This window comes from Janthinobacterium sp. 64 (assembly GCF_002813325.1).
In the GTDB taxonomy this organism is placed as follows: Bacteria; Pseudomonadota; Gammaproteobacteria; order Burkholderiales; family Burkholderiaceae_D; genus Janthinobacterium.
Genome location: NZ_PHUG01000001.1, coordinates 5,420,390 through 5,445,570 on the forward strand (window position 1 = coordinate 5,420,390; position 25,181 = coordinate 5,445,570).

At 65.7% G+C, this 25,181-nt stretch carries 24 protein-coding genes; 8 read left to right on the forward strand and 16 right to left on the reverse strand.

What is annotated here, in order from left to right; all coding sequences use genetic code 11:
- The first annotated feature begins 23 nt into the window (after positions 1–23).
- Positions 24–632: an oligoribonuclease gene (gene orn, locus CLU91_RS23840; protein WP_198521395.1), complete on the forward strand. Its 609-nt coding sequence runs from the start codon at positions 24–26 to the stop codon at positions 630–632.
- A 72-nt stretch (positions 633–704) separates the two neighbouring features.
- On the opposite strand, the gene CLU91_RS23845 is transcribed toward orn, so the two are convergent.
- Together CLU91_RS23845 and gcvA are read right to left on the reverse strand one after the other, a co-directional pair.
- Positions 705–1,070, reverse strand: coding sequence for a hypothetical protein (locus tag CLU91_RS23845; protein ID WP_100876098.1), 366 nt, complete (start codon positions 1,068–1,070; stop codon positions 705–707).
- Entirely contained in the window at positions 1,067–2,011 is a 945-nt protein-coding gene (gene gcvA / locus CLU91_RS23850) for a transcriptional regulator GcvA (RefSeq protein ID WP_100876099.1), read from the reverse strand. The genes CLU91_RS23845 and gcvA overlap by 4 nt, the downstream gene beginning before the upstream one ends.
- A gap of 316 nt (positions 2,012–2,327) precedes the next feature.
- Here gcvA and CLU91_RS23855 point away from each other — a divergent pair, with 316 nt between their 5' ends.
- From CLU91_RS23855 to CLU91_RS23875, 5 genes are all read left to right on the forward strand, one after another.
- Positions 2,328–3,227 (forward strand): DMT family transporter, encoded by a 900-nt coding sequence (locus CLU91_RS23855; RefSeq protein WP_100876100.1) that lies wholly within the window; start codon positions 2,328–2,330, stop codon positions 3,225–3,227.
- A gap of 198 nt (positions 3,228–3,425) precedes the next feature.
- Complete coding sequence (locus tag CLU91_RS23860) at positions 3,426–4,526, forward strand: hemin-degrading factor (RefSeq protein WP_198521396.1); 1,101 nt, start codon at positions 3,426–3,428, stop codon at positions 4,524–4,526.
- On the forward strand, positions 4,514–5,440 hold the full coding sequence (locus CLU91_RS23865) for a heme/hemin ABC transporter substrate-binding protein (RefSeq protein ID WP_100876101.1): 927 nt from the start codon (positions 4,514–4,516) through the stop codon (positions 5,438–5,440). Before CLU91_RS23860 ends, CLU91_RS23865 begins: the two co-directional genes overlap by 13 nt.
- A complete protein-coding gene (locus tag CLU91_RS23870) occupies positions 5,437–6,483 on the forward strand; it encodes a FecCD family ABC transporter permease (protein WP_100876102.1) in 1,047 nt (348 codons plus the stop codon). The genes CLU91_RS23865 and CLU91_RS23870 overlap by 4 nt, the downstream gene beginning before the upstream one ends.
- An 11-nt stretch (positions 6,484–6,494) precedes the next feature.
- Positions 6,495–7,283, forward strand: coding sequence for an ABC transporter ATP-binding protein (locus tag CLU91_RS23875; RefSeq protein ID WP_100876103.1), 789 nt, complete (start codon positions 6,495–6,497; stop codon positions 7,281–7,283).
- A gap of 4 nt (positions 7,284–7,287) precedes the next feature.
- On the opposite strand, the gene CLU91_RS23880 is transcribed toward CLU91_RS23875, so the two are convergent.
- From CLU91_RS23880 to CLU91_RS23905, 6 genes are all read right to left on the reverse strand, one after another.
- Complete coding sequence (locus CLU91_RS23880; protein WP_198521397.1) at positions 7,288–7,722, reverse strand: hypothetical protein; 435 nt, start codon at positions 7,720–7,722, stop codon at positions 7,288–7,290.
- Positions 7,719–9,164, reverse strand: a complete 1,446-nt coding sequence (locus CLU91_RS23885) for an efflux transporter outer membrane subunit (protein ID WP_100876104.1) — start codon at positions 9,162–9,164, stop codon at positions 7,719–7,721. Before CLU91_RS23885 ends, CLU91_RS23880 begins: the two co-directional genes overlap by 4 nt.
- Positions 9,161–10,231 carry an HlyD family secretion protein gene (locus CLU91_RS23890; RefSeq protein ID WP_100876105.1) on the reverse strand — a complete coding sequence of 357 codons (1,071 nt, stop codon included), beginning with the start codon at positions 10,229–10,231 and terminating at the stop codon, positions 9,161–9,163. Before CLU91_RS23890 ends, CLU91_RS23885 begins: the two co-directional genes overlap by 4 nt.
- Before the next feature lie 26 nt (positions 10,232–10,257).
- The gene (locus tag CLU91_RS23895) at positions 10,258–11,802 is read right to left on the reverse strand and encodes an MFS transporter (RefSeq protein WP_100876106.1); all 1,545 of its coding nucleotides are present in this window, start codon (positions 11,800–11,802) and stop codon (positions 10,258–10,260) included.
- Between the two features lie 191 nt (positions 11,803–11,993).
- The gene (locus CLU91_RS23900) at positions 11,994–12,929 is read right to left on the reverse strand and encodes a LysR family transcriptional regulator (protein ID WP_100876107.1); all 936 of its coding nucleotides are present in this window, start codon (positions 12,927–12,929) and stop codon (positions 11,994–11,996) included.
- Positions 12,930–13,006: 77 nt separating this feature from the next.
- Positions 13,007–13,705 carry a UPF0149 family protein gene (locus CLU91_RS23905; protein WP_034785080.1) on the reverse strand — a complete coding sequence of 233 codons (699 nt, stop codon included), beginning with the start codon at positions 13,703–13,705 and terminating at the stop codon, positions 13,007–13,009.
- 103 nt (positions 13,706–13,808) lie between these two features.
- Between CLU91_RS23905 and CLU91_RS23910 the strand changes: the two genes are divergently transcribed.
- Together CLU91_RS23910 and CLU91_RS23915 are read left to right on the forward strand one after the other, a co-directional pair.
- Complete coding sequence (locus CLU91_RS23910; protein ID WP_100876900.1) at positions 13,809–14,822, forward strand: serine/threonine protein kinase; 1,014 nt, start codon at positions 13,809–13,811, stop codon at positions 14,820–14,822.
- Positions 14,823–14,947: 125 nt separating this feature from the next.
- Positions 14,948–17,383, forward strand: coding sequence for a hypothetical protein (locus CLU91_RS23915; RefSeq protein WP_100876108.1), 2,436 nt, complete (start codon positions 14,948–14,950; stop codon positions 17,381–17,383).
- 10 nt (positions 17,384–17,393) lie between these two features.
- Here the strand turns inward: CLU91_RS23915 and CLU91_RS23920 are convergent, their stop codons facing one another.
- The 8 genes from CLU91_RS23920 to CLU91_RS23955 all read right to left on the reverse strand — a co-directional run bounded on the left by CLU91_RS23920 (position 17,394) and on the right by CLU91_RS23955 (position 25,174).
- A complete protein-coding gene (locus tag CLU91_RS23920; protein ID WP_100876109.1) occupies positions 17,394–18,347 on the reverse strand; it encodes a hypothetical protein in 954 nt (317 codons plus the stop codon).
- Positions 18,348–18,539: 192 nt separating this feature from the next.
- Positions 18,540–18,914 carry a hypothetical protein gene (locus CLU91_RS23925; RefSeq protein ID WP_035826012.1) on the reverse strand — a complete coding sequence of 125 codons (375 nt, stop codon included), beginning with the start codon at positions 18,912–18,914 and terminating at the stop codon, positions 18,540–18,542.
- Between the two features lie 24 nt (positions 18,915–18,938).
- Positions 18,939–20,174: a TerD family protein gene (locus CLU91_RS23930; RefSeq protein ID WP_100876110.1), complete on the reverse strand. Its 1,236-nt coding sequence runs from the start codon at positions 20,172–20,174 to the stop codon at positions 18,939–18,941.
- Positions 20,171–21,157: an HpcH/HpaI aldolase/citrate lyase family protein gene (locus CLU91_RS23935; RefSeq protein ID WP_035826029.1), complete on the reverse strand. Its 987-nt coding sequence runs from the start codon at positions 21,155–21,157 to the stop codon at positions 20,171–20,173. Before CLU91_RS23935 ends, CLU91_RS23930 begins: the two co-directional genes overlap by 4 nt.
- Positions 21,150–22,256, reverse strand: a complete 1,107-nt coding sequence (locus tag CLU91_RS23940) for a cysteine protease StiP family protein (RefSeq protein ID WP_100876111.1) — start codon at positions 22,254–22,256, stop codon at positions 21,150–21,152. The genes CLU91_RS23935 and CLU91_RS23940 overlap by 8 nt, the downstream gene beginning before the upstream one ends.
- Complete coding sequence (locus tag CLU91_RS23945; protein ID WP_100876112.1) at positions 22,253–23,005, reverse strand: HAD family hydrolase; 753 nt, start codon at positions 23,003–23,005, stop codon at positions 22,253–22,255. Before CLU91_RS23945 ends, CLU91_RS23940 begins: the two co-directional genes overlap by 4 nt.
- Positions 22,983–24,140 carry a phosphoribosyltransferase domain-containing protein gene (locus CLU91_RS23950; RefSeq protein ID WP_100876113.1) on the reverse strand — a complete coding sequence of 386 codons (1,158 nt, stop codon included), beginning with the start codon at positions 24,138–24,140 and terminating at the stop codon, positions 22,983–22,985. Before CLU91_RS23950 ends, CLU91_RS23945 begins: the two co-directional genes overlap by 23 nt.
- Complete coding sequence (locus tag CLU91_RS23955) at positions 24,137–25,174, reverse strand: ATP-grasp domain-containing protein (protein ID WP_100876114.1); 1,038 nt, start codon at positions 25,172–25,174, stop codon at positions 24,137–24,139. The genes CLU91_RS23950 and CLU91_RS23955 overlap by 4 nt, the downstream gene beginning before the upstream one ends.
- Positions 25,175–25,181 lie beyond the last annotated feature (7 nt).

A 25,181-nucleotide genomic window follows, 5' to 3' on the forward strand; every position in this document is an offset into this window, starting at 1 on the left:
TTTGATTAGGCCAAGAGAGAATTATGTCACAAGCGACCGACTTAACTGCACCCACCTCTGCATCCACCCCTGCTCCCGTCGTCCCGGCACGTCCAAATGAGATGAACCTGGTCTGGGTCGACATGGAAATGACGGGCCTGGAGCCCGATACCGACCGCATCATCGAAGTGGCCGTGGTGGTGACGGACATGCACCTGAACCTGCTGGCCGAAGGCCCAGTGTTCGTGATCCATCAGTCGGATGAAACCCTGAACAAGATGGATGCCTGGAACAAGGGCACGCATGGCCGCTCGGGCCTGATCGACAAGGTGAAAGCGTCGACCGTGACGGAAGCGCAGGCGGAAGCGGAACTGATCGCGTTCCTGAAGAAATACGTACCGGCAGGCAAGTCGCCCATGTGCGGCAACACCATCGGCCAGGACCGCCGCTTCATGGTGCGCGGCATGCCGAAGCTGGAAGCGTTCTTCCACTATCGCAACGTTGACGTGTCGACATTGAAAGAGCTGTGCAAGCGCTGGAAGCCGGAAATCGCCACCGGTTTCAAGAAACACCAGAAGCACACGGCGCTGGCCGATATTCTGGAATCGATCGAGGAATTGAAGTACTACCGCGAGCACTTCATCAAGTTGTAATGATGTTGTCGGCTTACGCGCTGCGCGCTAGCCCGACCTACTGGCCATCCACCGCCGCTGGCGTAGGTCGGCTTAGCGCCCTGGCGCGTAAGCCGACGCATCCACCGGCTCGACATCGAGGGTGGACCAAGTGCCATCCTCATCCTGCCACTCCAGCGCAAACGGCCCCGTTTGCCGCAAGCCAATGATCCAGCGCACGTCGCCAGGCTGGCGGAAATACGCCGCGCACTGCCGGAACGGCTGCTCCAGCCGGCAAATCACCAATCCCTCGCCCGCCACGGCGCACCACTGTTCATTGACGTCGATCAAGGCCACGGCCGGGTCGCCATAGAACTCGCCCACGCTGGCTTGCCGGCCATCGGCCGCCGTCACCGTGGCCTGTTCATATTCATGCTGCACACTATATGCGGCGCTGCGCGCCAGTTCCTGCTGAGTCATGCGCTCTCCACTGTAGGCCAGACGGTTTCCTGGTCGGCGCGCGCCTCGGCGATCAGCCATTCGCAGAAGGCATGCACGAGGGGCCGGGTTTCCGCCTGGGGCGAGCGCAGCAGATAATAGCAGTGGGGGCCGCGCACGGCGTGTTCGAACACGCGCACCAGGCGGCCCGAGCGCAGATCGTCGCCGATCAGGGGGCTGGCGGCGATGGCCACGCCCTGGCCGCTGGCGGCCGCGTCCAGGCATAAATACGTGTGCGAAAAGCGCGCGCCGCTGTTGCCGCTATTGCCGCTGTAATGCACGCCGCAGCTGTGCAGCCAGCGCGTCCAGTCGATTTCACCGGGCAGGTGCACTTCCGGCTCGTCGTGCAGCAGCGGGTAGCGCAGCAGGTCGGCGGGCTGGCGCAGGCTGGCCGCGTTGGCGCGGAAATCCGGGCTGCAGACGGCGGAAAACCATTCTTCCATGAGTAAATCCACTTTGAGGCCCGGATAGCGGCCCGGTCCCAGCCGGATGGCCACGTCCACGCCATCGCGCGCCAGGTCGACCGGATGCATCGATGCCAGCACGCGCAGCTCGATCTGCGGATAGCGGTCGCGCAGGCGGCCCAGACGCGGCATCAGCCAGCGCGAGACGAGCGAGCTGGTGGCCGTCACCGTCACCACCTTGTCGTCGCCCTGGCGGCGCGCCTGTTCGGACACGTCGGCCAGTTGGTTGAGTATCGGGCCCAGCGAGGCCGCATAGCGCTGGCCCGCGCTGGTCAGCACGACGCCGCGCGGCAGGCGCTGGAACAGCACGATGCCCAGCCACGCTTCCAGCTGCTTGACGTGGTGGCCGATGGCGCCGGCAGAGACGTGCAATTCTTCGCCCGCGCGCTGGAAGCCTTCATGGCGGGCGGCCGCCTCGAAGGCGTGCAAGGCGGCAAGTGGGGGCAAGGGACGTGACATGGCATTCTCAAGAGAATTGAGCCTCAGTAATATTTGGCCTATCCGTGAAGAATATTGGTTTGTTTCATTTTGCGCAAGCGAATATGATGCCGTCATCGTGTGAAGTGACCCGCAATAGGATTCACGCATGCATTTCACGTACGCATCACCTTCCAGCCTTGCTTGGCATTAATATTTACAACGCCTGGGAAAACCGTCGCGAGCGGCAGTGATTTGTGGCCGAGAAGCGCAACCGTACTTCAGTACGGTGAGCATCGCCGGCCGCAAAGCGCGACGCGCAGCAGGTTTGCCCTGGCGTACTCAAAGAGGTTTAGTCATGTCTGATCGCCGCGCCGTTGCGCTGGTGTTGCTGTCGGCCGCCGGTTTCGGCAGTTCCGCAGTGTTTGCCAAGGCGGCATATGCGTCCGGGGTCAACCCGTCGACCATGCTGGCCTTGCGTTTCGTTATCGCCGCCATGTTGTTGCTGCCGCTCGTGTGGCTCGGTGGCTGGCGCTTGCCGCGCGGCCGGCTGCTGGCCGGCTACATGCTGATGGGCCTGATGTACACGGCCCAGTCGCAAGGCTATTTCAATGCCCTGATGTATGCCAGCAGCGGCCTGTGCGGCATGCTGCTGTATGTGTATCCCGTGCTGGTCACCATCCTGGCGCTTGCCTTGGGCTGGGAAAAGCTGGACCGGCGCATGCTGGTGCTGATGGCGCTGGCCATTGCCGGCATGGCCATCACCCTGGGCGGAAAGCTGCAGGGCCAGCCCATCGGCATCGCGCTGGCATTGATGGCCGCCGGCGTGTACGCCGTGTACATCCTGTTTGGCAACAGCCTGTCGAAAAGCCGCGAGAATATTCACCCATTGGCCGCCTGCGTGGTGATCCTGGGCACGGCTGGCCTGTCGAATACTGCGATTGCCCTGTGGCAAGGCGTGGCCTTGCCGGGCACGGCGACGGGCTGGCTGGCCGTCAGCGCCATTGCCCTGTTCTCGACGGCGATCGCGATTGCCGCCTTCTTTGCCGGCGTGGCGCAAATCGGCGCGGCCAAGGCGTCCATTATTTCCACGTTTGAACCTGTGATCACGATGGCGTTCGGCGTGACCATGCTGAAAGAATCCGTGAGCGGCACGCAATTGCTGGGCGGCGCCATGGTGCTGGCCGCCGTCGTCTTGCTGGCGCAGCGTCCCACTGCCAAGCCCGCAGCCATGCCAGCCGTGCAAGCGAGCGCCTGATCCTGTTTTCCTGAACTGATCGGCTGTAGCGATCGGTCTCCTTTGCGCCGCGACGGGTTTCCTGTCGCGGCGCTTTTTTTGGCCGCGCACAAATAAGTCTTGATTGCGAATGATTCTCATTTATAATTGATTTCAAGATTCCCCACCACCAGCCAGCCCTCCGCATGCCAGCCAGTGTTCGCCTTGAAAGGAGACACCGTGTCGAGCACGTTCCCCATTTGCAATACCGAACTGGTCGCCAGCGAATTTGCCCGCCTGCGCCGCGAAAAGAAAGCCCGCCACCGCGACATCGCCGAGGCACTGGCCATAGCCGAAGGCGAGCTGATCGCCGCGCATGCGGGCCTGTCGCTGGCCGATGGCGCCTTGCTGGGCGCCGTGCGCCTGCAGGCCGACTGGCCCGCCATCATCGCCGCGCTGGAACCGCTGGGCGAAGTCATGGCGCTGACACGCAACGCCTCGTGCGTGCATGAAAAGACGGGCGTCTACCGCAAGGCCAGCCACAACAACCATGTGGGCCTGGTGCTCGGTGGCGACATCGACCTGCGCGTGTTTTACCGCCACTGGGCGCATGGCTTTGCCGTACGCGAGGTGAACGCGGGTGAGAAGAAAGTGCAGCGCAGCCTGCAGTTCTTTGATGCGGCAGGCCATGCCGTGCACAAGATTTTCATGAAGCCGCACAGCGACCTGGCCGCCTACGATGCGCTGGTCGCGCATTTTGCCGACGCGGACCAGTCGGCCGGCATCGCCGTGACGGCGCTGGCAGCCCCGCCGGCGGAATTGCCCGACGCGCAGATCGACGTGGCCGGCTTTCGCGCCGCCTGGGCCGACTTGCGCGACACGCATGATTTTTTCACCGTGCTGAAAAAATATTCGGTCTCGCGCCTGCAAGGCCTGCGCCTGGCCGAGCCGCGCTTCGTGCAGCAGATCGACACATCCTGCGTGCTCGACCTGCTCAATAGCGCCGCCCTCGAAAAGGTCGCCATCATGGCCTTCGTCGGCAATGCCGGCATGATCCAGATCCATTCGGGACCTGTGCACAAGATCGCCGTGATGGGGCCGTGGATCAATGTCCTCGACACGCGCTTCAACCTGCATTTGCGCGAAGACCATATCGCCAGCGCCTGGGTGGTGAAAAAGCCCACCGTCGATGGCCTGGTGACGTCGGTGGAACTGTTCGACGCGAAGGGCGACACCATCGTCATGTTCTTCGGCGAACGCAAGCCGGGCGTGCATGAACTGTGCGAATGGCGCCATATCGTCGAACGCGTGCTGCAGGAGGGCGAACTATGCGCCGCATGATCGCCGCCAGCGTGGCGCGCCGCATCGCGCTGAAAAAAATGGGGGCGGGAGCGCTGGCCCTGGCCGCGCCGATGCAGGTGCTGGCCGCCGTGTCCGACGCGGGTAAACCCGTGGCGAAAGCGCGGCGCATCGTCAGCGTGGGCGGCGCCCTGACGGAAATCGTCTACGCGCTCGAAGCGCAGGGCGAACTGGTGGGCGTCGATACCACCTCGCTGTATCCGGCCGTGGCGCAACAGCTGCCGCAGGTCGGTTACGCGCGCACCCTGTCGGCCGAGGGCGTGCTGTCGCTGGCGCCCACACAGCTGATCGCTACCGAGGAAGCGGGGCCGTCGGCCGTGCTGCGCCAGGTGCGCGACGCGGGCGTGCCGGTGGCGGTGCTCAGCGCGAATAACAAGTTCGAAGGCTTGCTCGAACGCGTAAAACAGGTGGGCCAGATCACGGGCCGTGCCGACCCTGCCGCGCGCCTGGCGCAAGCCTTGCAGCAGCAGTGGGACGGCGCCCTGGCCAAGGTGCGCCAGCGCCAGCATGCACCCGTGCGCGTGCTGTTCATCCTCGCCCATGCGCCCAACCAGGTGATGGTGGGCGGGCGCGAGACGGGCGCCGACTCCATGCTCGCGTATGCGGGCGCCGTCAACGTGATGGGCGGGCAGGGCGGATTCGCCGGCTACAAGCCGCTCACGCCCGAAGCCGTGATCGCCGCGCGGCCCGACGTCGTGCTCGTCACGGACCAGGGCTTGAAGGCCTCGGGCGGTGTGGACGGCATCCTGAAACTGCCAGGGCTGGCGCAGACGCCGGCCGGGCGCAAGCACCGCATCGTCTCGCTGGAAGCCATGCTGCTGTTGGGCTTTGGCCCGCGCATGCCGCAGGCGCTGATGGAGCTCGACGCCGCCTTCGCGAAAGCCATGGCTGCATGAACGTGCGCGCGATGACGCCGGCAGTATCCTGGCCACGCTGGGGTGCTGGCGGCATGCTGGCTGTGGCGTTGTTTGCCGGTCTGCTCATCGCCGTGCAGGCGGGCGCCGTGCCCGTGACGCTGGCCGACTGGCTGGCGCCGTTTCAAGCGGGCGACGAGGCATTGTCCGGCGGCGCCTACGTGCTGTGGCATATCCGTTTGCCGCGCGCCCTGTTCGCCATTCTGATCGGCGCCGCGCTGGCGCTGGCCGGCGGCTTGACGCAAGGGCTGTTTCGCAATCCGCTGGCCGATCCGGGACTGCTGGGCGTGAGCAGCGGCGCCGCCTGCGCGGGCGCGGCCACCATCGTGTTTGCCGCCAGCCTGCACGTGGCGCCCGAGCTGCGCGTGTGGCTGTTGCCGGGGGCCGCGTTTGCCGGCGCCATGCTCATTTGCGTGCTACTCGACCGCGTTGCCCGCTGGGCCACGCCAGGCTCCATCGTCGGCCTGCTGCTGACGGGCGTGGCGCTGAACGCCATCACGGTGGCCGTCATGGGCTTGTGCATCTACCTGGCCAGCGACGACCAGCTGCGCACCCTGACTTTCTGGACCCTCGGCTCGCTGTCGGCCGGCAGCTGGCGCCAGGTGGCGGCCCTGCTGCTGGTGCTGGCGGGCGCCCTGTGGGCCACGCGCTTCCTGATGCGTTCATTGAACGCGCTGGCGCTGGGCGAGGCGCAGGCGCTGCACGTGGGCATCGACGTGGGCCGCTTGCGCACGCAAGTCATCGTGCTGGTGGCCGTGCTGACGGGCTTTGCCGTCGCCTGGTGTGGCGGCATCGGTTTTATTGGCCTGATCGCGCCGCACCTGGTGCGCACCTGGCTGGGCGCGGACCAGCGCCGCGTGCTGCCGCTGTCGATGCTGGCCGGCGGCTTGTTGCTGCTGTTGGCCGACACCCTGGCGCGCACGGTCGCCATTCCCGCGGAAGTCCCCGTCGGCATTTTCACGGCCTTGCTGGGCGGGCCATTTTTCCTGATGCTGTTGCGGCGCTTCCGCCACGGCACTGCCTAGCAGCGACGACCATGACGCCTTTACTTGAACTGAGTTTTGCCACCACCCAACTGGGCCAGCAGTATTTCGGCCCCTTCAACGTGCGGGTGGCGCCCGGCGAGCGCATCGCCATCCTTGGCCCCAGCGGCGCGGGCAAGTCGACCCTGTTGAAACTGATGGCGCGCGAACTGCGCCCGCAGGCGGGCCAGGTGGTGCTTGCCGGCCGTCCCCTGGCGCAGTGGCCGCTGGCCGACCTGGCGCGGTGCCGCGCCGTGCTGCCGCAAGGCTCGAACGTGGCCTTCGGCCTGCAGTGCGCGCTGGTGATCGGACTGGGAAGAGTGGCGCGCCAGGTCGACCCGCAGCTGGAACGCATCGTGCAGGACGCCGCCGTCCTGGCGCACGCCGGGCATCTACTGGGCCGGCGCCTGGACACCCTGTCCGGCGGCGAGCAGGCCAGGGTGCAGCTGGCGCGTATCTTCGCGCAGATGTGGGACGTACGCGATGGCTTGATACTCGTCGACGAACCGCTGGCGGCGCTCGATCCCGGCCTGCAGTTCGATCTGCTCGACAGCCTGCAGCAGTTCTGCGCCGCGCGCGGCCACGCCGTCGTCGCCATCCTGCACGACATCAATCATGCCTTGCTGGGCTTCGAGCGGCTGCTGCTGGTGCGTTCGGGCCAGCTGACGGCCGACATTCCCGCCAACGCCGACGCCGTGCCCGCGCTGGCCGCGCTGTACGGTATCGCCCTGACGACGGCCACCAGCAGCGATGGTCATGTCTGCGTCATCCCTGCCCGAAGCGCCGTGCGCCGGGCCGCCTAGATTGCTACCAGACGTCCGCCGCGCGCGGCCGCGCCATCTGGCCGCTGCCCAGCAGCCACACCATCAGGGCCTCGGCTTGTTCGCGCGTGGCGGCGACTTCCTGCAGTATGCCGAAGGCCTTCATGGCGCCGGCCGCCATCGCTTGCAGCTGCGCGCGTTTTTCCCCGTCCGCCTCGATCGATACCAGACCCCGGCAAAGGGCGGCCAGCGCCACCTTGTTGTGCTTGAGCCACAGGCCGCGCCGCTTGCGGTCGACGTGCGCTTCATCGCTGCGTTCCGCTTCGAACAGCATGACGAACGGTACGCCGTGGCGCAGCAAGGCGTCCATGTCGTTTTCCCACAGCGGGGCATAGCCGGTGACGGCCGTTTCAGGGCGAAAGCGCACGATGGGAAAATCGCTGACGTCGTGGATGGAAAAATGGGCGGGATTCGGTTTCATGGCGTGCTTTCTTGCGAGGTGCTTGTAAATGCTTGCCAGCCGCCGCCCAGCGCCTTGTAGGCCTGGACCAGCGACAGCGACGCGGTGGCGCGGCTGTCGACCAGCGCCGCTTCGTTGTTCAATAAGGTGTTTTGCACATGCAGTACGTTGAGCAAGTCCGTGCCGCCCTGGCGGTACTGCAGCTCCGCGCTGCCCAGCGCGCGGCGTCCCTGTTTGACTGCTTCATCGAGGCTGGTCTGGCGGCGGGCGTTGGCCTGGTAGCCAGACAGCGCATCTTCCACTTCGTGCCAGGCGGCCAGCACGGTCTGGCGGTAGGCGATGGCCGCTTCCTGCTGCTGCGCCTCGCGCAATTGCAAGTTGCCGCGCAGGCGGCCGCCATCGAACAGGGGCACGCTGAAGCCGGGGCCGAAGGCAAAGCGTTTGGCGTCCCAGCCGATGTCGGACAGCTGTATCGCTTGCAGGCCGATGCTGCCCGAGAGCGTGATGCGCGGATAAAAATCGCCTTGCGCCACGCCGATGGCGGCCGTGGCCGCGTGCAGCTGCGCTTCGGCGCGGCGGATGTCGGGCCGCCGCTCGGCCAGGCTGCTCGGTACGCCCAGCTGCACCTGCATGGCCACAACAGGGATCTCCTGGCTGGCCGCCAGTTCCGCCCGCAGCGACTGCGGCGGCAACGCCAGCAAGAGGGCGAGGGCATTGCCGAGGCGCGCTACGCGCTGTTGCAGCGGCGGCAAACGCGCTTCGATGGTGGCGACATGGGCCGCCGCCTCGGCTTCGTCGAGCTGCGTCGCCGCGCCTTCCTGCAGGCGGATGCGCGTCAGGTTCAAGGTATGGCGGGCGATATCGAGCAGTTGCTGCGTGATGGCCAGGGTCTGCTGCGCGCCGCGCAGCTCGATGTAGTCGCGCGCCGTTTCTGCCAGCACGGCCAGCAGCACGCCGCGCTGCGTTTCCATGGCCACGTCGACGCGCGCGTCAGCCGCTTCCACTTCGCGCCGCACGCGACCCCACAAGTCCAGCTCCCAGGCCGCATCGAGATTGCCTTGCCACAGGCTGTAGGCGGACTGGCCGTTGTTGCGCGACGGGTCGCTCAAACCCTGCTCGCTGTTGCGCGCGCGGCTGTAGCTGCCATTCGCGCCCAGCGACGGGCCTTGCGCGGCGCCGGCCATACCGCGCGCGGCGCGGCTTTGTTCCAGCCGGCTGGCGGCCGCCAGCACGTCGAGGTTGGCGCCGGCGGCGCGCTGCAGCAGGGACGACAAAGTCGCGTCGCCAAAGCCGTCCCACCAGCGCTGCTCGATGGCGCCATCCTGGCTTGCGGTGAAGCGGGCGTCTTGCGCCTGGCGCCATTGCTGTCCCAGCTCATGGGGCGGACGCTGGAAGTCGGTGCCGACGCTGGCGCAGCCGCAGCCGGCCAGACCCAGGGCCGTAAAGAGTATCAGTGCTTTCATCGCGCGCTCACCTGTTGCAGCTGTTGGCGGCGCATGGCCGTATCGATGCGCACTTCGGCCGACATGCCCACGCGCAGGCGGACGTCGTTATCCTGGCCCGGATCGAGCGCGATCCTGACGGGGATGCGCTGCACCACCTTGGTGAAGTTGCCGGTGGCGTTTTCCGGCGCGATGGCGGCAAACGTCACGCCCGTGGCGGGCGCGATGCTGTGCACCGTGCCGTGCAGGAGCACGCCCGGATAGGCGTCGACGGCGATGCTGGCGCGCTGGCCCTGGCGCACGTGAGTCAGCTGGGTTTCCTGCAGGTTGGCGACGACGAAGCTGCGGTTCAAGGGCACCACGGCCATCAGGCTGGCGCCAGGCGCGACCAGGGCGCCGACGCGCACGGCGCGGCGTCCGACGATGCCGTCGATGGGCGCGCGCAGCTGCGTATGCGACAGATCCAGTTCGGCGCGTTGCAGGCTGGCGCGGGCGCGCAGCAGGGCCGCTTCGGCCGCGCCTTGCTGCGCTTGCAAAATGTCCGTCTGCTTGCGCGTGGCAACCAAGGCGGCGCGGTTTTGCGCCAGGCGCGCGCGGCTCACGTCGTAGCGCGATTGCGCCTGCTGCGCGTTTTGCACGCTGCCCGCGCCCTGGCCGGCCAGGTGCGTTGAGCGGGCCAGCTCCTGCTGCGCCAGTTTGTCTTCCGCCTGGTTGGCGTCGACCAGGGTGCTGGCTTGCTCGATCACCGATTGCTGGCGCTGCACCGTGGCGCGGGCAGTGGCCAGCTGCGCCTCGGCGCCAGCGACTTCGGCGCGGGCCGAGGCGGCGGCGGCCTGGTAATCGCGGTCGTCGATGCGCGCCAGCAGCTGACCCGCCTTGACAGCCTGGTTGTCTTCCACCAGCACTTCGCGCACGATGCCGCCCACCTTGGGCGAGAGCACGGTGTAGTCGGCGCTGACGAAGGCGTCGTCGGTGCCTTGTTCTTCGCTGGGGGAAAACAGCAGTTGCCAGGCGCAAAAGGCGAGGGCGCAGGCCAGCAGGGCCAGGCCGAGAAGAAAGGCGCGCGAGCGCAGTATGGGTGTTTGCATGGTGTAGCTCTTTCGTTAAATAAAAGTCAGGCGGCGCGCGGCGGAAAGACGCGCGTCGGCAGGATGGGAATGATCACAATCATGGCCAGCGCGATGGCGGCCACGGTGAGGTACAGGTCGGACGAGGTCAGGGTGACGACTTGCGCATGCATGCGCGCACTCAGGCCAGCCCCCAGCCCTGCCATGTCGACGCCGGCCGGCAGGTTGCCCAGGCGTTCGCTGAGCACCGTCGAATGAAAATGGTTGCGGCGCGTGATCAGCGCATCGAGCACGCCGGTGGCGACGACGGCCGACATGCCCTTGATGGTGTTGAACCAGGCCGACGCGAACGGGCCATCCTGCGGCGCCAGGCCCGTGGTGGCCAGCAGCAGCAAGGGAATCACGGCCATTGGTTGCGCAAAAATCTGCACCGCTTGCAGCAGGTAGAAATGCGTGCGGATCCAGTCCGGCGACATGCGCGCGCCGAGCACGCAGGACAGGGCCAGCATGCCCAGGCCGATGGCCAGCACCCAGCGGCAGTCGACGGCGCGCAGATTGCACAGGGCGGCCACCAGCGGCAGGGCGATCAGCTGCGGCAGCGCCACCATCAGCATCACGGGTGCCGTTTGCAGCGGGCGGTAGGCGTGCACCTGCGCCAGGTAGGACGAGGGAATCAGGATCACGGCCAGCAGCACGAACAGCACGCCGCCCAGGGTCAGCAGGGCGTGGCTGAGGTTACGCCGCGACAGCAGCTGCAGCTTGAAGAACGGCAGCGGGTGCGACCACTCGTTGATGAAGAACAGCACCAGCAGCACGGCGCCGCCGCCCAGCAGCACGCAGATCAGCGGCGAATGGAACCAGTTCAGGCGCTCGCCCTGCAGCATGCCGACCACCAGCATGCTGATGGCGGGCAGGCCAAGCAGCAGGCCGCGCCAGTCGAACTGGCGGAAACGTTCGAGGCGCAGCGGGTCTTGCGGCAAGCCCCAGGACACCATCAGCAGGGCGACGATGCTGCCCGGGACGACTTGCCAGAACGCCCATTGCCAGCCCAGGGACTCGGTCCAGAAGGCGGCCAGCGGCGTGCCCAGGCTGGGGCCGAAAGTGGCGCTCAGCGCATAGCCGCCCAGGCCGTACAGCTTGATGTTGGGTGGCAGGAAGCGCAGCGCCACCGTCATCAGCATGGGCGGCAGGGCGCCGCCGGCCGCGCCCTGCACCACGCGCAGGACCATCAGCACGGACAGATTCGGCGCGAACGGGCACAGCACGCCGGCAGCCATGCAGACGATGATGGCGGTGGCCGTCAGGCGGCGCAGCGAAAAGGTGACGGAGCACCACGGCGCAAAGGCCATGGCCGACACCGAGGCGGCCGCATACAGGGCCATGAGCCAGCTGGCGTCGTCGCGAGAAATACCCATGGCGCCGCGGATGTCGGCCAGCGCGACCTTGGTGATGTTTTCATTCAGGCCGGACACCAGCACGGCCAGCAGCACGCCGGCCAGGCCCGTGGCCAGGCGCAGGCCGAAGATAGGAGGTGCGGGAGGAGCAGACGGCGCGGCCGCGGGGGCGGCGCCGGGAAGGGGGACAGCAGACACAGGGAACTCCGTGGATGAGGATCAGTCCACGCAGTATAGGTAGCCGTTAATCTTGTGAAAATTGATAATTAAGGAAGTGTGAATTGCGTCTGGCGCAACGATGGGTGGGGTCGGACCCTGTGGATCTGACCCCGGTCTTTATCGTTGGGTTTGGCGTCTGGCGGGTGAATTCAAATCAAACTCCCCCCCAATCAAATGCCGGGGTCAGACCCGCAAGAGTCTGACCCCGTGCACAAGTCCTTGATCATGCGGCGCAGCCAGCGGTGCGCATGGTCGTGGTCGAGGCGCGGGTGCCAGGCCTGGAACACTTCCACGCTGTCGACGGGAATTGGCAGTTCGAACGTGCGCAGCTTCAGGCCCAGGCGTTCGACGATGGCCAGCAGCGGCGTGGGCATCAGCGGCAGCAGCAGGCGCGAATCGGCCACGGCGAAGATGGCCGACTGGAAGTTGGGGCTGATCAGCGAAACCCGGCGCGTGTAGCCACGCTCGGCCAGGGCAGTGTCGAACGGGCCGCGCGCCAGGCCGCGCCGCGAGACGCTGATATGTTCGTACTCGGTAAAGCTGTCCAGGTTGATGGGGCCGTCGAAGAGCGGGTGGTCGCTGCGGGCGATGCCGACAAAGCCGCTGCTAAACAGCTGCTGCAGCTTGATATCGGGTGCAAAGGCGCGCCGCGCGCTGATGTACAGGTCGATGCGGCCCGCGTGCAAGGCGTCGTTTTCCGTGGCGCCGTCGCCTTCGGGCACGAAGCGCAGCACCGTGTGCGGCGCGTGCACGGCCAGCAGGTCGCGCAGCTTGCCGCCGTAGGCGCCGACAAACACGTCGTTGGCGCACAGGCTGAAGGTGCGTTCCAGGGTGCGCAGGTCGATCTCACGACCGGATGTGAAAATGGCGTGCGCCTGCTCCACCACGCCGCGCACCTGCTCGCGCAATTCCAGCGCACGCGGGGTGGGCGCCAGGCCCCGCCCGGAGCGCACGAAGACGGGGTCGCCGATAGCGTCGCGGATGCGCGCCAGGGTGCGGCTCATGGCCGGCGCGCTCAGGTTCATGCGCCGCGCGGCGGCCACGGCGCTGCCTTCCTCGAGCAGGATGTCGAGGGCAACGAGCAGGTTCAGGTCGGGGAGTTTCATGCGCCGATTATAGCCCGGGGGCCAGCGCCAGCGCTGCGCCGGCAGGACGCCGGCGCAACAGGGATGCTACTGCGCGATTACTCGGCTGCCGGCTCGGCGCCGCAGCATTTCTTGAACTTCTTGCCGCTGCCGCAAGGGCAGTCGTCGTTGCGGCCCACTTTCGGCTCTTCGCGCTTCATGGTTTGCACCGGTGCCTTGCGGCGCGGGACCCAGAAACGGTGGATGGCCGGCAGGTTTGCTTCCAGTTCCTGCGCCAGCTTGTGCGCCTTGACCGGGTCTTCCACCAGTTTCAGCTCTTCTTCCTTGATTTCGTCGGCGCCCAGCAGGTAGATAGGCTGCATCAGCTCGGCCACTTCGGAATCCCAGATCTCGTTCCATGAGCCCGGACGCAGTTCCATGCCGTCCCAGAAGCCCCAGCACCAGGCTTCGGCGTCGATCAGGGTCTGGCCTTCGTAGTCGTGCTCGACGAACAGGGCTTCGAATTCTTTCGGCGCGACTTCAAACGTCACCAGCACTTCGTTCATGAAGCGCATGATCAGGTTGACGATGCGCTCTTCTTCCTTGCTGTTCTTGAATTTTGGCGCATCTTCGGCATCTTCGCCCCACACGCGCGGCAACCATTCGGCCGGCATGATCGGTTCCGGACCGATGGCGACGGCCGTCAGATAGCCGTGCAGCATATCCATGGTCATCGCGTCCTCGGAGCAGCGCTCCGACAACAGGAATTGGTCTAATTCGTCGAATTCTTTTTCTGATAATGGCTGTTCGAGTTGCATGGCTTGCTCTTTGATTGAATGTAAGTCGCCAGTATACGCCTTGCTGCGGCTTGCCGCCGAAGTGTTTGCACCGGCGGCCCGCGCGCGCCTTACAATGTCGCTTATGCACAATGAAAACCAGCCGCACGAGGACGACCGGCCCGTCCATCCCTTTTCCGCCCTGAGCCCCGATTGCGTGCTCGACGCCCTCGACAGTGTGGGCTTGCGCGGCGATGGCCGCCTGCTGGCCCTGAACAGCTATGAAAATCGCGTCTACCAGGTGGGCATCGAAGACAGTGCGCCCCTGGTGGCCAAGTTTTACCGTCCCGCGCGCTGGACCGATACGGCCATCCTGGAAGAGCACGCGTTCGTGTCCGAGCTGGTCGAGCGCGAAATCCAGGTGGTGCCGGCACTGTCCATCAACGGCAGCACCCTGCACCAGTACCAGGGCTTCCGCTTTGCCGTCTTCCCCCGCCACGGCGGCCGCGCGCCCGAGCTGGACGACCCGGCCACGCTGGAATGGATAGGGCGCTTCATCGGCCGCATCCACGCCGTCGGCGCGCTGTCCAGTTACAAGGAACGTCCGGCGCTCGACCGCCAGACGTTCGGCGTCGAACCGCGCGAGTTTCTGCTGGAAGGTAATTTCCTGCCGCCCGAACTGCTGGCCGCCTATTCCAGCGTGGCGCAGCAGGCGCTCGACGGCGTCAAGCGCTGCTATGACCGCGCGGGCGACGTGGCCATGCTGCGCACGCACGGCGATTGCCATGGCGGCAACGTGCTGTGGACGGACGCTGGCCCCCATTTCGTCGATTTCGACGATAGCCGCATGGGACCAGCCATCCAGGACCTGTGGATGATGCTGTCGGGCGAGCGCAGCGACCAGGTGCGGCAGATGAGCGACATCCTGGCCGGCTACGAAGACTTTTGCGATTTCGACCCGCGCCAGCTGTACCTGGTCGAAGCGCTGCGCACCCTGCGCCTGATCCATTATTCGGCCTGGCTGGCGCGCCGCTGGGACGATCCCGCCTTCCCCGTCGCCTTCCCGTGGTTTAACACGCAGCGCTACTGGCAGGACCGCATCCTTGAACTCAGGGAGCAGGTGGCGCTGATGGATGAAGCGCCATTGTGGCCTGTCTGACCTAAACGCCCGAAAAGGGCGGTAAAAGGTGCTCTTCTTGCCGCGCTGATTTGCAGGCGCTTACTCGATAATGGTGTTAATAAATTCCCATAAGCAAAAGAATTCACCCGAATAAGCGAGAAATCATGCAAGCACAGCAAAATCCGCGCCAGGCCGCCTCCCTCACCGTCGCGTATTGCGCCGACGATGAGTTCGACCAGGACAGCATGGTCTCGCTGCATGATTTCAAGGACCTGGAGCGCAAGGCGGAAGCACCAGCCGTCGCCATCGCGCCCGAACCGCAACCCGAACCGCAAGCCGAGCCGGCAGCCGTAGCCGATGCCAGGGCGCCCGCCGCCGAACGCCAGAAAATGGAATTGAAAGCCATCCACGAGGCGATTGCCCGCGTGGAAGCGGAAGCGAAGGCCACGTGCGCCGCCGAAAGCCGCGCGCTGGCCGAGGCGCGCGTGCGCTCGCTGGCCGAGGACCGCGCCGCCATCGACGCGGCCGCCGCAGCCGCCGCACAGCAAAATGCGCAGGCAGCCGAAGAAGCGATTGCCGCCAACCGCGAACGCCTCGACACCATGCGCGCCGCCGCGCAAGCGAGCGTGGCCCGCCTGGAAGCCGTCAAGCAGGAAACGGCCGAACTGCGCGCGCGCGTGGAATCGGACAATGAAATCCGCCTGGCCGCCGAACAGCGTTCGCGCGCCGAGCAGGAAAGCCGCTTGCGCGCCAGCGAGCAAGTGGCCGTGCAGTCGGAACTGGCCGAACAAGCGGCCCGCGCCGCCGAAGAATTGCAGGTGCAGACGGAGCAGGCGCGCCTGCAAGCCGTCGAGCGCGTCGCCGCCGTGCAGGCGGCCAAGGAAGAAATGGTGGGCATCGCCTCGGCCGACGCCAGAGTCGCCGTGCTGGCGCGTGAACGCGAGCGCCATGCGCACGGCGCGCGCCAGACGGCGCAGATGCTGGCCGAAGCGGAAAGCGAAGCGCTGGACTTGACGGTGCAGCGCGAGCGCGCCGACCAGATCGCGCTGGAATCGGCGTTCAACCGAGCCGCCGCCGAAGTGCGCGCCCTGGAAGAAGCGCGCGCGCTGGCGCACCTGGAACAGGAACGCGAAGCCATCGCGCTGGCGCAGGCGGAATCGGAACGCCATGCTGCCCAATCGCTGCGTTTGCGCCTGCAGACGGAAAAAGAATTGCGCGACGCTGCCATTCACCGCGAGCGCCTGGAAATGGTCGCCGTGGCCAGCGCGCAGGCGCGCCGCGATGCCGACGTGCGCATCCTGGCCGCCACCGAGGCGCGCATCGAAGTGGACCGCCAGCTGCGCGCCGTGGCGCTGGCCCGCGTGACGGCCGAACAGGATGCGGAAATCGCCGGCCACGCCAGGCTGGAAGTGGAAACGGCCGCGCTGGAACAGACCAAGGTTCGCGAAGCGGCCGAACAGGCAGCCGCCGTGGCGGCAGCCCGCGAACTGGAAGAGCAGCAGCGCGCCGCCAGCCTGGCGCACGAACGCGCCGAGCTGGCGCGCCAGGCGTCGGAACTGGCCGCCAGCCAGAACGACGCCGAGCAGGCCGCAGTCGATGCCGGCAAGGCGACCCTGGCTGCGCAGGTACAAGCGTCGCAACTGGCGCAGGAAAAAGCTTTGCAGGCAGAGCAGTTGCTGCAGGCGGAGCAGGAGCGCCAGGCCGCCGAACAAGCCGCCATCGCCGCCTTGAAAGAAAAACTGGAAGCGGAAGCGCTGGCGAGCAACGCGGCGCAGGAACGCATCGCCGCCGAAGGCGCGCAAGCGGCACTGCTGCGCGGCCAGCACGCGGCAGAACTGGCCTTGCGGGAAGCGGCGCAAAAGGAAGCGGACGCCATCCGCATCCTGATGGACCAGGCGCTGGTCGAAGGCGAACAGAAAGCGGCTGCCGCGCAAGCCGTGCAGGCGCAGGCGCGCCTGGCTGTGGAACTGGGACAAGTGCATAGCGAGCGCGCCCGCGTCGAAGAAGACAAGGCGCAAGCGGCCGATGCGCTGCTGGCGTCCGAGCGCGATTTCGTCGCTGCCGAACGCGAGTCGCTGGCCTTGATCGCGCAAAAACTGGTGCAGCAGCGCCAGACCAGCAGCGCCGAAGAGCGCGCCTCGCAAGCCATCGCCGGCCGCCTGGAAGCGGAAAAGCAGGCGACAGCGGCCGCCGAAGCGCGCGCCACCATGGAACAGCAGGCGCTCGACGCCATGCGCCAGCGCGAGCAGCTGGAACGGGCCGCACAGCAGGCCGCCAGCGAAAAGCTCGACGCGCAGCAAGCCTTGCTGGCCAGCGCCCAGGCCCATGCGGCTCTGCAGCGCAAGGCCGCCGAGACGACGCGCGCGATGGCGGCCGCCAGGCAGCAGTTGCTGGAGCAGGACACGGCGCGCGCGCAGCAGCAAGAGCGCGAACTGGCCGCCCTGCGCGCCAGCCTGGAGCAGCCGCAAAGCGCGTTTTCCAGCTCCCTGACCGCCGCCCGCGCGAAAGCCGAACAAGTCAGTTCGGCCAGTTTGACGCGTGAAGTGATCGAGCGATTGACGCAGCCGAATGATGCTGGCGCCGTCTGGCGTTCGCGCTAGGCTCGAACGTTTAAAACTTCCTGCCCACGCCCACCAAAATCACATCCGCATCGCGGTGATAATCGGTGATGACCCGGTTCCACGCCACTTGCGCCAGCCAGTGGCGGTCGACGTGGTAGCGGGCCACGGCTGACAGCAAGCCTGTCAGGCGCGCGTCGTGGCCCTTGGTGTCGCGGCCGTCCCAGGCCACGTATGGGCCGGCGCCCATGCCGAATTCCACCTTTTCATTGAGCGAGCGGATCAGCCACAGTTGAGCGGCCGCGCCGCGCCGGTGTGCCAGCGCCGTGCTGCCTTCGTCGATGAGGGTGGCGCTCCAGTCCACGTATTTTCCCGCGGCGCGCCGGTATTCCAGCGTGAACGGACGCGAGGATTCGGAGCGCAAGCTGTTGACGATGGTGTGGCCGGTCGATAAGGTCAAGGTGTCGTCATACGCCCAGTTCTGCAAGTGCAGCTTGGCACCCGGCACGCCGTCATAGCGGTAGCCGGCGCCGATCAGCAGGTGCGTGGTAGTGTCCTTGCCGCTGGGGCGGATGCGGTTGAGCTGTGCTTGCGCATACCAGCGGTTGTCGAATTGCCAGCGTGCCTGCAGGCTGGCGATGGAACCCCAGCCGTGGTCATTGTCGAAATTGTGCGGCGCTTCGTCCGTCCTGGCCGTGTCGAAGAAAAAATAGCGCCCCACGCCGGCGCCCAGCATCAGCCCCTGGACCACGTTTTTCGTGCGCAGCCAGACCTGGCACGCCATGCCGTCGCGATGATGGTCTTCTGGATGCCCCTCGTTGATATACGACAGGCTCAGCGCATTGTAATTGCCCACCAGCTGCGTGTAGCTGATGGCGGCGACAAAGGTGCGCTCCCTGGTCGAGTGTACTTTCAAGGCGCCGGCCATGCCGGAGATATCCTGTGCCTGGGCGGACAGGGGCAGCGAGGCGGCCAGCAGGGCCAGGAAGGTCGATTGTATGCGCATGACGTTTTCCAGTGACGGGTGACTACACGCTAACGACGGGCTGACACAGCATCATGCGATTGCGCAAGCATCTTGCACATTGATTACATTTGTAAATGGTTTAGCCAGAATGCGGCACGAGAAGATACTGAGGAGGAGAGGGAAGCGCCGGCCTGGAAAGGCTGGCCGGCGCGGAACGACGAAAATGCGGTATTACTGGCTCAATACGACTTTATCGGCAAAATATTCCGTCTCGCCGAAGCATTGCGTGGGCACGCCCTTGTGCTGGCTGTAGGTGACGAGAATGCGCTTGCCGGCGGCGGCCGTCAATTGCTTCGCCACCTCGTCATCGCGCACGCTGAACTGGAATTTTTCCGGGATGGTGCCTGGCAGTGCCGTCAGCAGCAATTCACCTTCCCATGTCTTGCAGATCCAGCCCCGCTTGGAGAACTTTTGCAGGTAGCCCGCCCGTTCGCCTTCCGAGTACGAGAAGCTGAGGGCCATCCACGTGTAGGCTGCCAGCAGCAGGAAGCCGGCCACGAGGAAGATGGCAAAGGCGAAGGTGACTTTTTTGGTCGTAGGGGTCATGGTTGGGTTGTCTAGGTAAAAGGATCAGTCCTTGCGGCCGGCTTTCCAGTTCAGACCAAAGTTATATCTTTCGTCCATGGCCTGGTGCGCCGTGATTTTACCTTGGCCGCCGAAGTATTCCACCAATTTTGTCACCTGCAGGTTGCCGCCGTGGTTTTCCAGCATGGCGATGGCGCACATGGCGTGCTGGCTGTCGCTGTCGAGGCGCACTTCCACGGTAGGCTGGCCGGGAATCTCGATCGTCACGACGCCATCCGTGGCGGCCCAGTTCGGCACGCCTTCGTAGATGAAGGCGTAGACGAGCACGCGCTTGATCTGGTCGAAATGGGTGCCGTTGATGAAGATGTTTTCGCCGCTGCTGATGCTGCCCGTGCGGTCGTCGCCTTCCAGGTGGATGTACGGCGGACGGTCATACGCGCCCCAGCTGTTGCCCAGCGCCTGCACGGCGCTCTTGGCGCCGCCGCTCATTTCGAACAGGCAGCCGATATCGAGGTCGATGCCGCCCGAACGGCCAGCCGGCTTGTTGAACAGCTTGCCGAGGAAGCCCGTGTCCAGTTTTGACGCGGGCGCCTGGCCTTGCGACGCGTTCTGGTTCCAGTTCAGGTTGACCCGGATGCGGCCATAGCCGCCGCTGTCGCGCTTGTCGAGCGAAATTTTGTCGCCGCGCTTTTCCAGACGGATTTTCGACAGCGAGATTTTATTCGCCGGTGGCGGTGGCGCTGCTGGCGTGGGCACGGGAGCAGGGGACGACGAAGCCGCCTCGCTGCCGCCAAAGTGCTTCAGCAGCGCCGCCAGGCCGCCGGCGAAACCCTGGCCCACGGCGCCGAAGCGCCAGCTGCCGTCGCGGCGATACAGTTCGCCGATGATGACGGCTTTCTCGTCCTGGAAGTCATTGCCCGTGAAGGCAAACGTGGCCGCCTGGCCCAGCGCCATGCTGGAGTTGCCCAGCGCGCGCATGCTGCCCTGTTCCGTCGCCGCAGTAAACACCAGCTTGTCGATCGAGGCGGGCAGGCGGGCCAGGTCGACCTGGAAGGTGGAGCGGGGGCCGTTCAAGTCCACCGTGATGGCGTTGTCCGGCGCGCTTTTCTGGTTGAAGAACACCATGTAGCGGTCGTCCGACAGCTTGCCGGCCGCATCGACGCCGAAGCAGCTGACGTCCACTTCCATCGAACCCGAAACGATATCGAGCGTGACGGCAAACGGGCCATTCAAGCCCAGGTCCGCCAGTTTGCCTTTTTGTCCGCGTGTGAAATTCGTCATGGTCGTGCAATCCCTTCGTCGCTTGAGAGTTGAATCAATGAGGTATTCGCGTGGTGCGCGGCGGCGCCATCGGCCGCATGGCGGATGCCGAACAGGCGCGCCTGCTCGATGATGCGCAGCGCCCAGCTACTGTGGGTCGCCACTTCGCACATCGATTCCTGCATGCGGAACACGGCCGGGCTGTCCGGGTCGATGATGCGCAGCGCCAGTTCGATGTCCGACTGCGCCACCTGGTAGTGGCGTTCGATCTGCGGCACCTGGTCCGGGTGGATGGCCGTCTTGGCGATCATGCCGTGCGCCATGTCCTGCGCCACTTCGGCATCGAGCCAGCTGCCTTGCGACAGGTGCTCGAAGACGGGCGCCGTCAGCTGGAAGCCGTGCGGCTTGAAGATGGTGACCAGGCGGCCGATGACCTGGCCCAGCGGCGTTTGATAGATGGTGCCGCTGGTGGGGCGGCGCAGTCCCAGCAGAGCCAGCAGATCGTTGCCGCCGATGCGCAGGGCCAGGATGCGGCGGCGCACTTCCGGCGCCGACAAAATGATGCGGAACTGCTTCATTTCCTCGTCGTCGAACACTTCCGCCGTTTCCAGCGTCGGCATCAACAGATGATGCGTATGGCGCACCAGCTCGAAATACGCGCTGAAGTTGTGGCGCGTGGATTTCGGCAGCACGAAGCCGCTCAATTTGTCGGCGCCGGGCATGGCCAGCACGCGCGCCAGCACGTCGAGATTGCGCACGCGAACGAAGCGCAAGGTATCCGATTCGTCGCACATGTTCTGCAGCGCCAGCGATAAATTGAACAGCGCGTAACTGAGATCGCGTTCCGCGATGGCGTCTTCGGTGCAAAGGATCACCGAACGCAAATGGCTGAATTTGTCGCCATTGGCGATCGCCAGCAAATCCTTGTGCGTGGTCGGCACATACATGGAGGCGCCCAGCGCCGCTTTATGCTCACTTTGTGGGTGTAGGGAGTTGTTATCCATCGACTGCGCTCCTGATAAGGGCGACCGCCTGGTAAGGCAGCGCCGGTTCTACTGTGACGGGTATGGCTTTTTCCTGCGCCAGAAGCAGCAAATGTGCCACGTCCGGCGCATTCGTGTCGCGCACGATCAGGCGCTCGGGCACGCGACGCAGCAGCACGCGCGTCGCTTCGCCGATGCCTGGCTTGATCAGGTTGATGTCGCTGATGCCGTATTCCTGCTGCGCGGCCGCCATGTAGGCTTGCGAGCGGGCCGCCATCGCTGGCGCATCGCTCGCTTCGGCCAGCGGGATGCCGCTGCTGGCGGCAATCGCCACGGCGTCGGCCACCAGTCCGTCGGCGAAAGCGCGCGACTGGTCGTGCGCTTCGAACTGCGCGTAGTACACGCAGCCGTGGAAGTCGTCCGCACCGATGGCATCATTGAGCACGGAGCGGCTGACCAGGCCCGAGACGGTGGCATTCAGAATGCTTGACGGGATCAGGTAGTCGCTGGCCGAAGCGGCGCAGGCGGCCGTGCCGGCCAGGTCGGACAGCACGAACAGGCCGCCGTCGATGGCCGTGCTATTGGCCGCATTGAAATCGTTCACCGTTTGGCGCAGTTCGCGCGAAATCACGCCCTTGCCCGTCCAGCCGTCGACGAAGACGAGGGAGTCGGCCGCATGGCCGTGTGCCAGGATGTGGTTCAAGGCATTCGCATCGATGCCGCGGTCGCGGATGATGGAGACGGAATAATGGCTGCACTCGCGCTGGAACACCTGGCGCAGCAAATGCCCCAGGATCACGCCCACGGGCGTGCCGGCGCGCGCCAGCGACACCAGCGTGATGGCGCCCGTGCGGCGCGCCGCGATCAGGGCGGCCAGGCGCAGGCAGTCGCGCGCCATTTGCAGGCGGTTGGCGGCAAACGCGCTCTGGAACAGGGCCAGGTAGGCGGGCGAAGGCAGGGATTCCGGCGACAGCATTTCGCTGTAGTGGCGCTGGCCCGACTGGATCAAACGCTCTTTTTCGGCCAGGTCGAGGATGGGTTCGAGCGCCATGGGCGTCAGCAAAAACTCCACGTCTTCCTGGCGGTAGCTGCCGCTGAAATGCTGCTTGCCGTCGGTCATAGCGCCGCCACCGTGAGTGCCGCCAGCTGGGTGCCGTTGGGGATGATGGCGTAGTCGCAGGCGGCCATGAAGCGCGCGTCCGAGCGGCTGTCGCCCATGCCGAAGCTGACGATGGGGCCATGTTCGGCTTCCAGTTCCGCGCGCAGGTAGGCGACGGCGCGCGCCTTGTTCAGGGTCTTCGGCAGCACGGCCAGGTTGTTGCCGTTGCGGTGGATGAAGTAGTCCGAACCTTCGGTGGCGATCCACTGCTGCAGCACCTGCTCTTCGATGTCGGCCAGGCGTTCGCCGCGCGCTTCATGGTCCTTGACGACGATGTAGAACGGCGTGTTGTAGTCCTCGATCAGGCGCGCGCGCGAAGGCATGCCCGTCTTGACCTGGAAATCGTCGATGATGCGCATGGCGTCGCGCAGGCCGGGCAAGGCCGTCTGCATGTCGTTCTGCATCAGGGCCAGCCAGCCGGCGTCGAGCGCGCCGCCCGGCTGCAGCACGATGCCGCCGTAATCGAGCACGCTGTAGCTGGTAAACGGCAGGTCGACCCTGCGAAACGCGTCGCCATTCCTGGCCGTGGCGGGGATCAGGGTCATGCCGCTTTGCGCGAATTCAAAGAAGGCGCGCTGGCGCGCCGTCGTAAACGAGCAGGCGTCGCCATTTTTCAAATACGCGGCTGGCTGCAAATCGGTCTCGCCGGGGCATTTCTTAGGGGTCTGGAACAGTGTGTCGTCCAGATCAACAAACAGGAATTTCTTCAATTTTGGTCTCTGACTGAAAGTGGAACAGGCGGCCGTTCAACTGGCCGGCGAGTTGCATGAGGGCCGGGCTGGCCGGGGTTTCATGGCAGATGAAAACGTGCTGGTACTGGCCAGGCGCCACGTTGTACAGGTAATTGGCGATGCCTTCGCCGTAGTTGTCGTCGCAGCGGACGATGTGGCCGACGGAACCCCACGACAGGATCGGCGAGCGCGTGGTCGATTGCACCACGACGTTCTTGCCCAGGCTTTCCAGTTCGCGCGCGAGCAGGAACGACGGGTGCATGAATTCGCCCGTGCCCAGCACCAGCACGGAGTCGCCGGCGCCGATTTCCTGCGCCAGCTGCACGGCCAGGCCTTGCGGCGGAGTCAATGCGCGTCCCACGCCGATGCGCCCGAAGGCGGGGCTGGCGCCCCGTTCCGCATTCGCCTCGAAGCGCTGCGCGCTGGCCGCCACGGGTGCTGGCGCTGCGCCGGCCTGGAAGGCGTAGTGGCCGGACAAGGCTGCGCCTATGGTCGTGGGCAGGCCGAAACGCTCGCTTAAGCCCGCGTTGGCGGCCTGGCCCATGAAATTGGTGATCACGCCCAGGTGCAGCTTTTCCAGTTGCGGATAGCGCGCGCGGCACACTTGCACCAGGTTGGCAAAGGTGTTGCCGGTCGACGCTTCATCGTCGATCAGCACCAGGCTGCGCGCGCTGGAAAACAGGGCGCTGGCAGCGTCCGATAAATGCAGAAACTGGCGTGGCGCGTGGCTGTGCGATTCCTCGAATTCGAAGAAGGGCACCGTGCCCACGCGGTAGCGCGAACTGTGCAAAAACAGCGCTTTTCCGTTCGGGTTGGCGCGCAGCCACGCTTCGAACACGCCCTGGCCCAGGCCGACGGCCGTTTCCGCCATGGCGATGAAGACCACGGGGCCGGGCAGGCTGGGGGGGATCTGCGCGGCCAGGTCGTCGTGGATGGCTTGCATGGCGCGCGGCGTGACGGGCCAGTGCTTGCCCAGCACTTTCGAGAGGAACAGGAAGCCGCGCTTGGCGTTGGCGCGCGCGGCAAAGCCGATCAGCCAGTCCAGCGGAAAACGCGCCTCGTCCACTTTCAAGGTCAGCTCGCCCGTGGGCATTTGCTGCTTGACGACGTTCATGGCAGCTCCACGGCGTAGGCGGCTTCGCCCACGCGCATGCCTTCGGCGATGGCGGGCACGGTGAGCTTGTCAAAGCCCTGGTCGAAACCGGCCAGCGCCAGGTAGGGCAGGTTGGGGCCGGCCGCGCACGCCATGCCGATGCCGCCCGACATGCGCGGGTTGATCTCCAGCAGCGCCAGGCCATGCGCGCCTACACGGAACTGGATGTTGAACACGCCATTCAAGCGGTAGTCGCGCGCGAGTTTGTCGCAGGCCGCCAGCAAGTCGGCGCGCAGCTCGATCAGCTGGCCGCTGCCGCCTCCGTTTAGCTTCTTGCGCGGCACGGCGCAAATCAGCGTGCCCTGGTCGGCCACGCAGTCGGCGCTGTATTCGTCGCCATCGAGGTATTCCATCAGCAGCAGGGTCTTGAACGATGCCATCTGCGCCAGGCCGTTGCGCAGCTCTTGCGCATTGATCTGGTAGGCGGCGCCGGCCAGCAGCAGCTGGGCGCTGCTGCGCTCTTCATCGAGTATGGCAAAGCCCAGCGCATACACGGATTCGGACGGCTTGATGCACAGTTTGCTATGCAAAGGGCGCAGCTCGGCCCAGGCGGCATCGTATTCTTCGATGGTGGTCACGGCGCGGTAGTCGGCCGGGCGCGCCATGGGCAGGTCGAGGCCGTCGCAGAAGCGGGCCTTGTCATGCATCAGGTCCAGTACATCTTCGGTGGCCACGCTGAGCACGCGCGTGCCGTGGGCGGCGAAGCGCGCGCTGGCGCTGCCGATCAGGCCCGCTTCCTTGCCGGGCCAGAAAATCGTGATGCCCCGCTCGCGGCAAAATTCCAGGCACCACTCGACATAATTGAGGCCCGTCAGGCCCGACGGTTCGACCGCGTATTCGTGGGCCGCCAAAAAGGCGGCAGCGTGCGCGTTCGTATTGCTGCACACGATGTGATAGCGGGGCGCGCCGTTTGTCGCGGCCATGTCGGCCTCGCGGATCAAACGCATGGCCGTGCCGACCGAGGAAAATGTTTTGTTGAACCAGACTCTTTGCATGTACGGG